This is a genomic window from Micromonospora sp. NPDC048935 (assembly GCF_043197875.1).
Classification (GTDB): Bacteria; Actinomycetota; Actinomycetes; order Mycobacteriales; family Micromonosporaceae; genus Micromonospora.
Window position 1 is genome coordinate 115,119 of sequence record NZ_JBICTZ010000007.1, and the last position, 14,032, is coordinate 129,150.

The 14,032-nt window shown below is 70.2% G+C and carries 10 protein-coding genes; 7 read left to right on the forward strand and 3 right to left on the reverse strand.

Annotated features, from left to right (window positions below):
- The first annotated feature begins 123 nt into the window (after positions 1–123).
- On the forward strand, positions 124–351 hold the full coding sequence (locus tag ACGFIW_RS20220) for a hypothetical protein (RefSeq protein ID WP_393317734.1): 228 nt from the start codon (positions 124–126) through the stop codon (positions 349–351).
- Positions 352–409: 58 nt separating this feature from the next.
- Complete coding sequence (locus ACGFIW_RS20225) at positions 410–1,339, forward strand: 5'-3' exonuclease H3TH domain-containing protein (RefSeq protein ID WP_393317737.1); 930 nt, start codon at positions 410–412, stop codon at positions 1,337–1,339.
- 144 nt (positions 1,340–1,483) lie between these two features.
- Here the strand turns inward: ACGFIW_RS20225 and ACGFIW_RS20230 are convergent, their stop codons facing one another.
- Positions 1,484–1,786 (reverse strand): GNAT family N-acetyltransferase, encoded by a 303-nt coding sequence (locus ACGFIW_RS20230; protein WP_393317740.1) that lies wholly within the window; start codon positions 1,784–1,786, stop codon positions 1,484–1,486.
- 129 nt (positions 1,787–1,915) lie between these two features.
- Here ACGFIW_RS20230 and ACGFIW_RS20235 point away from each other — a divergent pair, with 129 nt between their 5' ends.
- From ACGFIW_RS20235 to ACGFIW_RS20245, 3 genes are all read left to right on the forward strand, one after another.
- Entirely contained in the window at positions 1,916–2,611 is a 696-nt protein-coding gene (locus tag ACGFIW_RS20235) for a DUF1223 domain-containing protein (protein WP_393317743.1), read from the forward strand.
- A 40-nt stretch (positions 2,612–2,651) separates the two neighbouring features.
- Positions 2,652–3,056, forward strand: coding sequence for an MmcQ/YjbR family DNA-binding protein (locus ACGFIW_RS20240; protein ID WP_393317745.1), 405 nt, complete (start codon positions 2,652–2,654; stop codon positions 3,054–3,056).
- Between the two features lie 157 nt (positions 3,057–3,213).
- Positions 3,214–6,117, forward strand: coding sequence for a glycosyl hydrolase (locus ACGFIW_RS20245; protein ID WP_393317748.1), 2,904 nt, complete (start codon positions 3,214–3,216; stop codon positions 6,115–6,117).
- A gap of 90 nt (positions 6,118–6,207) precedes the next feature.
- On the opposite strand, the gene ACGFIW_RS20250 is transcribed toward ACGFIW_RS20245, so the two are convergent.
- Positions 6,208–7,617: an endo-1,4-beta-xylanase gene (locus tag ACGFIW_RS20250; RefSeq protein WP_393317751.1), complete on the reverse strand. Its 1,410-nt coding sequence runs from the start codon at positions 7,615–7,617 to the stop codon at positions 6,208–6,210.
- 413 nt (positions 7,618–8,030) lie between these two features.
- Positions 8,031–9,815, reverse strand: a complete 1,785-nt coding sequence (locus ACGFIW_RS20255) for a family 43 glycosylhydrolase (protein WP_393318500.1) — start codon at positions 9,813–9,815, stop codon at positions 8,031–8,033.
- A gap of 761 nt (positions 9,816–10,576) precedes the next feature.
- Between ACGFIW_RS20255 and ACGFIW_RS20260 the strand changes: the two genes are divergently transcribed.
- Together ACGFIW_RS20260 and ACGFIW_RS20265 are read left to right on the forward strand one after the other, a co-directional pair.
- The gene (locus tag ACGFIW_RS20260; RefSeq protein WP_393317754.1) at positions 10,577–12,913 is read left to right on the forward strand and encodes a beta-L-arabinofuranosidase domain-containing protein; all 2,337 of its coding nucleotides are present in this window, start codon (positions 10,577–10,579) and stop codon (positions 12,911–12,913) included.
- A 162-nt stretch (positions 12,914–13,075) separates the two neighbouring features.
- Entirely contained in the window at positions 13,076–14,014 is a 939-nt protein-coding gene (locus ACGFIW_RS20265; protein WP_393317757.1) for a superoxide dismutase, read from the forward strand.
- The last annotated feature ends 18 nt before the right edge of the window (positions 14,015–14,032 follow it).

Here is a 14,032-nt window from a genome sequence, read left to right on the forward strand (position 1 = left end):
CCCGGCCCCGGGCCGGGGGGGCGCCGTTTGCCGCCGCGGGGGGTTTTTCCCCGGTCGGCGGCGGGCGGGGCAATGCGCGGGGCGGGGGGGGGGGGGGGGCGCCCCCCCGGCCGGGAGGATCACGTGGCAACGAACGAGGCGAACCGGACGGCCACCCGCCGACGCCGTCAGCTGTGGGCCGGGGTCCTCGCGCTCGTCGGCCTGGTCCTGCTGATCATCGGTGTCACCGTGGCCGACGGCGTCGCGGCCTGGGTCGAGGTGCTTGTCGCGATCCTGCTGCTGGTGACCAGTTACATCGTGCAGCACCTGGCCCGGCGGGCGACCGTCTACCGGCACGACGAGCGGCGCTGACACCGCCGACGGCCGGGCGTACCCCGGATCGTCGGGGGCCTGTGCCAGGCTGTCCGGCGTGGCACACCGACCCCCGATCCTGCTGATCGACGCAGCCAGCCTCTACTTCCGGGCCTACTTCGGCATTCCGGAGTCCGCCGCGCGCACCGCGGACGGCACCCCGGTCAACGCGGTGCGCGGCTTCCTCGACATGCTCGCCACCCTCATCCGCGGGCGCGGCGCCGACCGGATGGTCTGCGCACTGGACCACGACTGGCGGCCGGCGTGGCGGGTCGACCTGCTGCCGTCGTACAAGGCGCACCGGGTCGCCCCGCAGGGCGGCGAGATCGTTCCGGACACCCTCTCCCCGCAGGTCCCGATGATCCTGGAGGTGCTGGCCGCGGTCGGCATCACCGCCGTCGGCGCGACCGGCTACGAGGCCGACGACGTGCTCGGCACGCTCTCGGTCACCCAACCGGGGCCGGTCGAGGTGGTCTCCGGCGACCGGGACCTGTTCCAGCTCGTCGACGACACCCGGCCCGTCCGGCTGCTCTACGTCGGGCGCGGCGTGGCCAAGCTCGACGACTGCGACGACGCCGCGGTGCGGGCCCGTTACGGCGTGCCGGCCGACCGCTACGCCGACTTCGCCGCGCTGCGCGGTGACCCCAGCGACGGGCTGCCCGGCGTGGCGGGCGTCGGCGAGAAGACCGCCGCCCGGCTCATCGAGCGATACGGCAGCATCGCCGGGATCCTGGCCGCGCTCGACGACTCCGACTCGTCCTTCGCACCGGGCCTGCGCACCAAGCTGGCCGCGGCACGCGACTACCTGGCCGTCGCGCCGACGGTGGTCCGGGTCGCGCTGGACGTGCCACTGCCGGAGCTGGCTACCGCGCTGCCGACCGCGCCGGTCGACCCGGACCGGCTGCTGGACCTCGCCCAACGGTGGAACCTGGCCGGCTCCGCCCGCCGCCTGGTCGACGCCCTCGCCGCCCGCGCCGACGCCACCTGAGGGCCGGGAGACCGGCGTCGGCGAACACCCGGTCGCCGGCCGCGTCCCGGGGGCCGAGCAGGCCGAGCGGGTCACCCACGGCGTGGCGGTGCAGGGCACGGGAGTGGAGCTGGGCTGTCTCCCCGGGGTGCGGTCGGGCGGTGTTTACTTGATCTTCCGGGTGGTCCGGACCACGATCGCCTCGTACTCCGGGTGCTTGACGACCCAGTCGGCGATGAACGGGCAGATCGGCACGACTGTCCGTTTCCTGGCCCGCGCGTCGTCCAGCACCGCGCGCGCCAGGGTCGACCCGACACCTTTGCCCTCGTACGTCGGGTCGACCTCGGTGTGGGTGTAGGCGATGATGCCGCCGGTCAACTGGTAGGTGACGAAGCCGGCGAGCGCACCCGCCTCGTCGCGCGCCTCGAAACGCTCCCGTTCCGGCGCGTCTGTCACGGTGATCTGCACCCACCCATCCAATCACCCACCCCGCCACCGCCCACCGTGCGGCCGAGGCGAGGTGACGCCGCGCGCATTCTCCGGACCGCAACGGGAAACGCACAGCCGCCGGTCGCGACGTGGGAGGAGACGCGCCACATGACGAACCCGTCGAGGGACCTCGGCTTCGCCGTCGTGGAGATGTTCACCTCGCAGGGCTGTTCGAGCTGCCCTCCGGCGGAGGAGGTGCTGACCGAGATCGAGCGCGACGCCCGGGATCGGGGGCAACCCGTCTTCGCCCTCGGCTTCCACGTCGACTACTGGGACGACCTGGGCTGGCCCGACCGCTTCGCGGACGCGGCGTACACCGCGCGGCAGGAGGCGTACGCCCGCGCCTTCGGCACCGGACGCCTGTACACACCGCAGATGGTCGTCAACGGCACCGTCGAGTTCGTCGGGTCCGACCGTCGGCGTGCGGCCGGCGCGATCACCTCCGCCCTGACGTCGACCGCCACCTCGCCGGTCACGCTCACCGCACCGGACCTCAGCGGGCAGCGGGTGGCGGTGGACTACCAGACCGCGCGGCCACCGCGGGGTGCGGTGCTGCACGTGGCGATCGTGGAACGCGGCCTGGACAGTGCGATCGCCCGCGGGGAGAACGCCGGACGGACGCTGCGACAGGACAACGTCGTCCGCGCCTTCACGTCTGTGGATCCGCACGCCGAGCGGGGACGCGTGGAGCTGGCGGCACCACCCGATCTCGATCCGCGCGGCGCCACTGTCGTCGGGTACGTGCAGGAGAACGGCAACCGGGCCATCCTCGGTGCCGCCGCCGTCGACCTGTCCACCGCGTAATCTCGGCACATGCTGATCGTGCGCGGTGCGGGGGGCCTCGGTGGCTGACGCCGATGACGTACGCCGGGTGGCGCTGGCCCTGCCGCACGTGGTGGAGAATCCCAGTGACGGCTTCGACTTCCGGGTGGCCGACAAGGGCTTCGTCTGGTCCTATCCGGAGCGCGTCCCCGGAAAGCCCCGGGTGATCCGACTCGACATCGCCGTGCTGTTCGTCGGTGACGAGGCCGAGAAGCAGGCGCTGCTGCTCGGCGAGCCCGACCTCTTCTTCACCACCGCCGGCTACGACGGTCTGCCCCTGGTGCTGCTGCGGCTGGCGGCGGTGGACCGTGAGCGTCTGCGCGAGCTGGTGACCGACGCGTGGCGGATGCGGGCACCCGAGGCGCTCCTGGGCGACCTCGACGACGCCGCGTCGGTCGTCGCGACGGACGCGGGCGCCGGCACCTAGCGACATCGGCACGCAACGGGTTTGACACATTGACGGGGATCTCAGTGCTCCACTACCGTGGCCTGTGAGAGCGCTCTCTCAGTCGACCTTCTCCCCAATTCAGACGCACCGCGTCGGGCCCGGCAAGGGCCGCATCCCGGCGCGCGATGGAGGCACCATGAAACCTCCCGTCCCCCGCCGCCGCTGGGCCCTGGCCACGGCCACCGCACTGGCCCTGGTCGTCGGCGGTCTCGCGATCCCCGTCACCCGCGCCGCCGAGGCCGCACCCGTGGGCGCCGGCAGCTACACCACCACCGCGGTCGGCCCGCTGCCCAGCGGCTGCGGGGCGATGTCCAGCAACCCCCGCCAGTTCGCCACCGCCAACGCGCCGGCCGGGCCGATACCCACCAACGACTGGTGGTCCTCTTTGCTGTGGAAGCGCACCGACTGCTCCTTCAGCGAACCGCTGCACGCCCACCCGATCTCGTACGACACCTTCACCGACGGCCTGGGCTTCTCCGCCAACTCCACGCCCGCCATCAGCGGCACCGCGACCGGCGTCGGCGAGTACCACTACCCCTACGTCCAGGACATCCGGGTCGGCGTGGCCGGGCTCGCCGCGCCCCAGGTCAGGGTGGACGGCTGGACCGACTGGACGGTCAGCCCACACTGGAGTGACGGCACCCGCACCATGCGCGCCACCATCGGCCACGGGCTGCCCTTCGCGTACTTCCAGACCACCGGCGGGGACGCGGTGATCGGCACCGCCGGCACCCCCGAGGTGTGGTCCTCGGGCGGCGCCACCATCGGCTTCCGGGTCAACGGTCACGACTACGTCGGGTACGCGCCCACCGGCGCCACCTGGACCGTCGCCGGCGGCCGGATCTCGTCCACCCTCGCCGGTCGGGGCTACTTCTCCGTGGCCCTGCTGCCGCCGACGTCCAGCGCGACGGAACGCGCCGACCTGGCCGCGACCTACGGCCGGTACGCGCACGCCCACGTGACCGGCACCCGGGTCTCGTACGCGTACAACCCGGCGACAAGCGGCCTGAGCACCACGTACGCGTTCACCACGACCGCCCGGGAGGGCTCCGCCACGCAGACCGTGGTCAGCCTCTACCCGCACCAGTGGAAGTCGCTGAGCGGGTCCACCGCGATCACGCCGACCTACCCCTCGGCGCGCGGCCGGATGAAGGTGCTCACCGGCGTCAACCAGTTCCGCACCGCCATGACGTTCCAGGGCATCCTGCCGGAACTGCCGGCCGTCGGCGACGGCAGCGGTGCTGACCTGGCGACGCTCACCGGCCAACTCGCCGCCGCCCGCGCCAACCCGATGGACCAGCGCGGCAACGACACCTACTGGACCGGCAAGGGGCTCGGCCGGGCCGCCCGCATCGCCGAGATCGCCGACCTGGTCAACGACACCGCCACCCGCGACAGCGCGCTGAACGCCATCCGCAGCACGCTCACCGACTGGTTCACCGCGTCCAGCGGCAAGACCAGCCGGGTCTTCTACTACGACAACAACTGGGGCACCCTGATCGGCTACCCCGCGTCGTACGGCTCCGACCAGGAACTCAACGACCACCACTTCCACTACGGCTACTTCATCGCCGCCGCCGCCACGCTCGCCAAGTTCGACCCGACCTGGGCCACCACCAGCCGCTACGGCGGCATGGTGGACCTGCTCATCCGCGACGCGAACAACTACCGCCGGGACGACACCCGCTTTCCCTACCTGCGGGACTTCGACATCTACGCCGGCCACGACTGGGCGTCCGGGCACGGCTCGTTCGGTTCCGGCAACAACCAGGAGTCCTCGTCGGAGGGGATGAACTTCGCCAGCGCCCTCATCCAGTGGGGGCAGGTCACCGGCGACACCGCAGTCCGCGACGCCGGCGTGTTCCTCTACACCACCCAGGCCGCCGCGATCCAGGAGTACTGGTTCGACGTCGGCGACCAGAACTTCCCCGCCGCCTTCGGGCACTCGACTGTCGGCATGGTCTGGGGCGACGGCGGCGCGTACGCCACCTGGTTCAGCGGCGAGCCGGAGATGATCCAGGGCATCAACCTGCTGCCGATCACCGGCGGACACCTCTACCTGGGCAACAACCCGGCGTACGTGCGGACCAACTACGCCGAACTGGTCCGCAACAACGGCGGGCCTCCGACGGTGTGGCAGGACATCCTCTGGCAGTTCCAGGCCCTCGGCGACGCCGACGCGGCGCTGGCGAACCTCCGCGCGAACCCCGGCTACACCCCGGAGGAGGGCGAGAGCCGGGCACACACCTTCCACTGGATCCGCAACCTCGCGGCGCTGGGCACCGTCGACACCACGGTGACGGGCAACCACCCGCTGTCGGCGGTGTTCTCGCGCAACGGCGCGCGCACCTACGTGGCGTCGAACCCGACCGCCGCGCCGATCACCGTGACGTTCTCCAACGGCACCACCCTCACCGTGGGAGCCGGGAAGACGGCGACCACCGGGGCGTACACGTGGAGTGGGGGCAACGCCTCCGGCGGCGTACCTCCGACGACAGCCCCACCGACGACCACGCCGCCCACGACGGCCCCACCGACGACGGCGCCACCGACGACCACTCCGCCGCCGACGACCGGCGGTCCCACCCGGTACCTGTTGCCCGGGGGTGGGTTGGGCGCCGCCGGCAGCGCGGCCACGACGACAGTCGCGGCCGCCAACGGCAACCACGACGGTACGCCCACCAACGCGCAGGTCTTCACGGCGACCGGCCTCAACCTCGCCTACTCCGGCGGGCAGACCGCGTTCGACGTGTTCGTGGATGCCGGGACGGCGGTCGGCAACGGCGTGCAGGCGCGGATCTCCTACGACCTCACCGGCAACGGCAGTTGGGACCGGGTGGAGACGCTGCGCTACTTCGCCACCGACCCGGTGCCCGGCTACGAGCACTACACCCAGAGCGCCGGCCTGGCCTCGGCCACCGGCACGTTGGGCACGTTGCGCAACGGCACGGTCCGGGTGGAGATCTGGTCGGCGATCGGCAACAACCCCAGCACCGTGGGCATCGGCAACCAGTCGGTGCTGCGGTTGCCGTACTCCTGACCGACCCGTGCACCGCGAACGGCCGGTGTGCGGGACCAGGAACGGTCCCGCACACCGGCCGACGGGGACGGGTCGGTCAGTCGTGCCCGGTCAGGAGGCGGTGCAGGTGGGCGTGATGCCAGCCCCGCTGCCGGTGCCCTGGAAGCCGAACTCGGCGACCTGGCCGGCGGCGAGCTGGCCGTTGTAGTTGACGTTGGCGAACCGGACCGTGCCGGTGGAGCCACTGGCCGTCGCACTCCAGGTGTTGGTGACACTCGCGCCACCGGGCAGCGTGACGCTGACGTTCCAGCCGTTCGTGCCGGCCGAACCGGCGGTGACCTTCACGCTGGCCACGAAACCACCGGTCCACGAGTTCAGTGACACCGACGCCGTGCAACCCTCCGGGCCCGGCGGGGGCGTCGTGGGCGGCGGGGTGGTGGGCGGGGGCGTCGTGGGCGGCGGGGTGGTGGGGCCAGGCGTCGTCGGGCCCGGGGTCGTCGGCGACGGGGTGATCGCGGGGCCGGCGTTGAGGGCGTTCAGAACGCTCGTGTACGCCGCCTTCTTGTTGCCGCTGCACTCGAAGAGCAGGGCATTGTCCGACCCACGCCACGAGTCACAGTCGCGCACGCCCCACGTGGTGATGCCGGTGCAGCGCGACACGTTCATGCACGCACGGGTGACCCCGGCGAAGACGTTCGCCTGGTTGCCGCCGCTCATCACGTCCAGCTCGGTGATCTGCACGTCCACGCCGAGATCGGCGAAACGCTGCAGATTGGCCTGGTAGTCACTGGACAACGACGTGCCCAGGTGCGACTGGAAACCCACACAGTCGATCGGCACACCACGGGACTTGAAGTCCCGCACCATGTTGTAGATCCCGGTCGACTTCGCGTTGATCCCGTCGGTGTTGTAGTCGTTGTAACACAACTTCGCACCCGGATCCGCCGCCCGCGCCGCCCGGAACGCCGCCTCGATCCAGTCGTTGCCCGTGCGCTGCAGATTCGAGTCACGCCGCGCACCACTGTTACCGTCGGCGAACGCCTCGTTCACCACGTCCCACGCGTAGATCTTGCCCTTGAAGTGGGTCGCGACCTGCGTGACGTGGTTCATCATCGCGCTGCGCAACGCACTACCCGACATGCTCTGCGCCCAGCCCGGCTGCTGCTGATACCACAACAGCGCGTGACCCCGCACACTCTGACCGTTGGCCTGCGCATGCGCGACCAGCCGGTCCCCACCGGTGTAGTTGAACCGACCCTGCTGCGGCTCCGTCGCGTCCCACTTCATGTCGTTCTCGGCCACGACACTGTTGAACTCGCGGTTCAGGATGGTCACATACGTGTTGTCGGAGAGCTTCTGCCCCGCGACGGCCGCACCGAAGTAGCGGCCCTTCTCGGCCGCCGACGCCTTCAGGGTCGTGCCGGCACTGGCCGTGGAGGTCAGCGTCATCGTCATTCCGGCGGCGAGTGCGCCGGTGGCAGCGACGGTCACCGCCAATCGCAGGACTCTCTTGTGATTCATGCGAATTCCTTGTCTGTGGTGGTTCGGTGATGGAGGCGCAGCGCCCGATCTGCTCCCGCGAGGTCGTGCCACCGACACCGGCGATGCGGACGCCGAGTGCCGGTGCGGCCGCGGAGTCGGCTCGCAGTGACGGGATCGTGGCGAGCGAGAACCCGGTCGCCGTCACGGCCACCAGTGGTGGGATGCTCCGACACGACGTCCGGCATGCCCTGGGCGGACGTCGTGCTCCGAGGTGCGACCAGCAGGCTCGCCCGGTGAGCCACGGGTGCGGTCGCCCTCAACCATCGACTGTGAGCGATAACATGCCGTTCGTCAAGTCGTAACGATCCGCCGGCCGGGAAGCGGCTCGCTGCGGTCGTCACGCCGGGGCGAGTGCTGCCGGAGTCGTCCGCGGACGACTCCGGCAGCTCGCGTCACTGGAACGAGGCGTCGTCGACGAGGAGGCTGTCGGTGCCCGCCGCCGTCTCGACGTAGAAGGTCGCGTTGGACAGCGTGCCGCTCCACGACACGGTCGTCGTGCCGGTGAGCAGGGTCCAGCCGTTGACGTTCACTCCCACGGCCGGGGTGAGCTGGACGTAGTTCGTCGTGCCGTTCGCGGTCAGCGAGAGGGTCGCCTTGGCCGACGGCGTGCCGCTCTGCGCCCGTACCCAGACGTTCGTGGTGTAGGTCTTGCCGTTGGTGAGCTTCGAGGTCACGTCCTGGCCGGGGCCGTTCCAGGCCCCGGTCCGGCCGGTGATCGAGAGCGACCCGCCTCCGCCGTGGGCGACCGACGTGTTCCGGGAGAGCGTTCCGCTGCCGTGCACACTCCAGCCTGTCGTGCCGTTCTCCACGTCGCCGTTGGTGAGCACGGTGCCGCTGCCGCCGGTGCCGGCGAACTGCCACCAGTTGATGTTGAACAGGTTGCCGCTGCCGCCGGCGAAGCGCAGGTACAGGTCGTGGGTGCCGGTGGCGCCGTTGACCGCGCAGGTGGTGCTGGTCCAGGTCTGCCAGCCGCCGGTGCCGCCCACGGTGCAGGTGCCGACGACCGGGCCGCTGGCGCTGTCGAGGCGGACCTCGACGCGCCCACCACTGGTGGCCGAGGCGACCCGGGCGGTGAACGACGTCGCGCCCGCGCCGAACGCGACGCCCTTGACCTTGACGTAGTCGCCGTTCTCGATCCACCCGACGTTCATGCCGCCCTCGCTGGCGACCTCCGTCTCGATCCCGGAGCCCCACGCGATCGTCTCGGCCTCCTGGCGCACGTACGGGTTCAGGGTGCCCACCTGCGGTGCCCCGGTCGTGCTCATCGTGATCGTCGGGAACGTGCCGTTGGAGTTGTAGGAGAACTTCTCCACCGCCACCGACCTGGTGTAACCACTACCACCGGGCAACGCCCCGTTGTGGTAGAAGAAATACGATCCACCGTTGAAGTCGACGACCCCGGCATGATTGGTGAAACTCGCACCCTGCCGCGGCATGATCGTCCCCCGGTACGTCCACGGCCCGGTCGGCCCGGGAGCCGTCGAGTACGCGATGAATTCCGAACAACACTCCGCCGCGAACACGTTGTAGTACAACCCGTTGCGCTTGAACACCCACGGCCCCTCCTCGTAGAGGGTGGGCCGGGAGGCGTTCCCCGTCCGCGTGCCGAAACCCGCGGTCGTCAACGGAATCCGTGTCGCGCTGCCCGAGTACGAGATCATGTCCGCGTTCAACCGCACGTACCACAGACCCGGATTACCCCAGTACAGGTACGCCTGCCCGTCATCATCGATGAACACGTTCGGGTCGATCTCGTTGTTGCCCACCAGGGGCCGACCGAGAGCGTCACGGAACGGCCCGGTCGGGCTGTCCGCGACGCCGACGCCGATGACCATCTGCCCGTTCGACCGCTGCCGCACCGGCACGTACCAGTAGAACTTCCCATTGCGGGCGACCACGTGACCGGCCCACGCGTTGGCATCCGCCCACGCGAACGTCGCCAAACTCATCGGCGACCCGTGATCGGTCCAGTTCACCATGTCCGCCGACGAGAACACCCGCCAGTCCCGCATGGTGAAGTACGTCGAACCGTCCTCGTCGTGCCCGGTGTACAGATACACCCGACCGTCGTGCACCAACGGCGCCGGATCAGCGGTGTAGACGTGCTGGACTATCGGATTGTCCGCCTTCGATGCGGTGGCGGGGGCCAGTGCGAGGACGCAGGCGAGGCTCGCCAACCAGGCGATGGCGCGCCTGGGCCGGCGGGTGGTCCGGGTGGTGGTTCGGGTTCTCACCTTCACGATTACTCCCAGAGAGAGTGCGCTGTGCGCGAGGCCCGCGTCGAGTCGACGAGTCACCGCTACCCGGATTGCCGGTCGAACGGACCGCACCGTGCGCGTGCGAAAGGAGCACGGGCGGCATCCGTGTTAGCGCTAACAGATCTTCGTCAATGCTTTCCCCGGCGCTTGACCTGGACTTTTGAGCGATGCGGAATGGCTGTCGTAACGACAACGCCACAAGGATGTAGCGACCACGACATCCACGATTTACGATGCAACGTACTGAGCCGTGCCGCCGACGTCAACGGGGCGCCCCGCAGCTCGCCGACAACGGCTGCCCGTTACGGGCTGTTATCTTGTGGTGGCCAGAAGCCCCATCGACGTCCATTCCGGACCACCGACCACCTCTCGATCGCCGCCCACCAGGGGCCACGGGGTGCCGCCACCCGATCGACGCGCCAGGGTGATCAGCGCGGCGCATCCGGGGGTTGCGGGCGTGTTAACGACCAACTATGTTAGCGATCACATCGATGTGCCGCGATAGGCCCCCGGGCAGCCCGTCGCGTCCACGGCGGCACGTGCTCCACCACGCCGCGCCGACGACCGCCAGCACCGACGCGCACCGTGGCAGTTCGAGCACCGCCAACCGCCAGCACGCCACCGTGTCAGAACACCCCCATAGCGCACCCGTCCCCGTACCGAAGTTCCTGGAGGTTCCCATGCCATCCCTGCCCCTCAGCCGTCGCCACCTCCTTCAGGCCACCGGAGCCACCGCGGTGGTCACCGCCACCGGCGCCACCCTCGGCTCCGGCAGCGCCTCGGCCGCCGTGGTTCCCCCGGCCCGGGCGGACATCGGCGTCTCGGCGTACGCGTTCGACCTCGGCCAGGTGCGGCTGACCTCCGGCCGCTGGATGGACAACCAGTCGCGGACGCTCAACTACCTGCGGTTCGTCGACGTCGACCGGATGCTCTACAACTTCCGCGCCAACCACCGGCTGTCCACGAACGGCGCCGCCACCAACGGGGGCTGGGACGCGCCGAACTTCCCGTTCCGGACCCACATGCAGGGCCACTTCCTGAGCGCCTGGGCGTACGCGTACGCGGTGCTGGGTGACACCACCTGCCGGGACAAGGCGAACTACATGGTCGCCGAACTGGCCAAGTGCCAGGCGAACAACGGTGCCGCCGGGTTCGGCGCGGGTTACCTCTCGGGCTTCCCGGAGTCCGACTTCAACGCGCTCGAGGCACGGACGCTGTCCAACGGCAACGTGCCCTACTACTGCATCCACAAGACCCTCGCCGGCCTGCTCGACGTCTGGCGCTACATCGGCAACACGCAGGCCCGCACGGTGCTGCTGTCCCTCGCCGGCTGGGTCGACAACCGGACGAGCCGACTGAGCTACAACCAGATGCAGTCGATGCTGGGCACCGAGTTCGGGGGCATGAACGACGTACTCGCCGACATCTACCAGCAGACCGGCGACAGCCGGTGGCTCGCCACCGCGCAGCGGTTCGACCACGCCGGCATATTCGACCCGCTGGCCAACAACCAGGACCAGCTCAACGGCAAGCACGCCAACACTCAGGTGCCCAAGTGGATCGGCGCGGCCCGGGAGTTCAAGGCCACCGGGACCACCCGTTACCGCAACATCGCCAGCAACGCGTGGAACATCACCGTCGGCGCGCACACCTACGTCATCGGCGGCAACAGCCAGGCGGAGCACTTCCGGCCGCCCAACGCGATCGCCGGGTACCTCACCAACGACACCTGCGAGCAGTGCAACACGTACAACATGCTCAAACTGACCCGGGAGCTGTGGCTGCTCGACCCGAACCGGGCGGACTACTTCGACTACTACGAGCGCGCGCTGATGAACCACCTGATCGGCGGACAGAACTCGGCCGACAGCCGCGGCCACATCACCTACTTCACCCCGCTGCGGCCGGGTGGCCGTCGGGGCGTGGGCCCGGCGTGGGGTGGCGGCACCTGGAGCACCGACTACAACTCGTTCTGGTGCTGCCAGGGCACCGGCCTGGAGATCAACACGAGGTTGATGGACTCCATCTACTTCTACAACGGCACCACGCTGAGCGTGAACCTGTTCACGCCGTCGGTGCTGGACTGGACGCAGCGCGGCATCACCGTCACCCAGACCACCAGCTTCCCGGTCAGTGACACCACCACCCTGACCCTGGGCGGCTCGATGAGCGGCTCGTGGAGCATCCGGGTGCGGATCCCGTCCTGGACCAGCGGTGCGACGATCGCCGTCAACGGCACGATGGAGAACGTCACCACCACCCCGGGCAGCTACGCCACAGTCACGCGCACCTGGGCCGCGGGCGACACCATCACCGTGCGGCTGCCGATGCAGATCGCCGTCAAGGCCGCCAACGACAACGCCAACGTCGGCGCGGTCACGTACGGCCCCACGGTGCTGGCCGGCAACTACGGCAACACGGCGCTGAGCACCCTGCCCACCCTGACCGTCTCCTCGATCACCCGGACCAGCACCAGCTCGCTCGCGTTCACCGCCACCGCCAACGGGTCCACTGTCAACCTCGCGCCCTTCTACGACGCCCACGGCTACAACTACACGGTCTACTGGAACACCAGCGGCAGCGGCGGCGGCCCCACCGGCAGCTACCGGCTGGTCAACGTCGGCACCGGGCTGGTCCTCGGTGTGCAGAACATGTCCACCGCCGACGGTGGCCTGGCCGTGCAGTGGAGCGACAACGGAACCGCCGACCACAACTGGGTGGTCGTGACCGACGGCAACGCGGTCCGGTTCCGCAACGCCCACAGCAACAAGGTGCTGGGTGTGGAGAACATGTCCACCGCCGACAACGCCCGGGTCCTGCAGTGGGCGGACAACGGCACCGCCGACCACCGGTGGATCCTCGTGGACAACGGCGACGGCACCTACAAGATCCGCAACGTCAACAGCAACAAGCTGCTCGGCATCCTGAACGCCTCGACCGCCCTGGGCGCCCAGGCGGTACAGGATTCCGACAACGGCAGCGCGGACAACCGCTGGCGGCTGGTCCGCAACGCCTGACGATCCGCCCAGCTCGCCGGCGTCGCCGGCGCGGTCGCCCGAGGACCGCGTCGGCGACGCCGGGCGGGCGGTGGGCAGCGGTCGTACAGTGGGCAGGGTCCTGGCCCCATTGATCGTGGCGGATCTGTCGGCTCGTGCCGCGCTCCGTCCGAAAGGAGCACAGTGAACCGACCCCTCCGGGCCGCGCTCGGCGGTGCCCTGACCGCCGCCCTGCTGACCTCCGTCGCCGTCGCGCCCGCGCAGGCGCACCCCGCGCAACGGCTGCCCACCGTCCTCGCCCTGCCCGACGGGTTCCCACCCGAGGGCATCGCCACCGCCGGCCGGTACGCCTACGTCGGCTCCCGCGCCACCGGCGCGATCCAGCGCCTCGACCTGGTCACCGGCCAGGGTACGACGATCGGCGCGGCCACCGGCACCCCGTCGCTCGGCCTCAAGATCGACCCACGCGGCCGGCTCTTCGTCGCCGGGGGCACCGCCGGTGACGCCCGCGTGCTCGACACCCGCACCGGCAGGGTGCTGGCGAGCTACCAGTTCGCCACCACCCCCACGTTCGTCAACGACGTCGTCCTGACCCCCGACGCCGCGTACTTCACCGACTCGAACCGGCCCGTGCTCTACCGGTTGCCGCTCGGTCGCGGTGGGGCGCTGCCGCCCGCCGACGGGTTCACCACCATCGCGCTGACCGGCGCGTACGCGCAGGTCGGCACCGGCGTGAACCTCAACGGCATCACCACCACACCGGACGGCAGTGCGCTGATCGTCGTGCAGTCCAACACCGGGACGTTGTACCGGGTCGACCCGGCGACCGGCGCGACCACCGTCGTGGACGTGCCCGGCTACACCTTCACCAACGGCGACGGGCTGCTGCGGCGCGGTCGCACCCTCTACGTCGTACAGAACAGCCTCAACCAGATCGCGGTGGCCACACTGAACCACACCGGCACCGGGGGCACGGTCACCGGCACCATCACCGACCCGAGCTTCGACGTGCCCACCACCGTCGCCGAGGCGCTGGGCCGGCTCTACCTACCCAACGGCCGCTTCACCACGCCTCCGACGCCGACCACGCCGTACACGGTCGTCGCGGTCCACGCCCGCTGAGCGACCCGAGGGGGTACG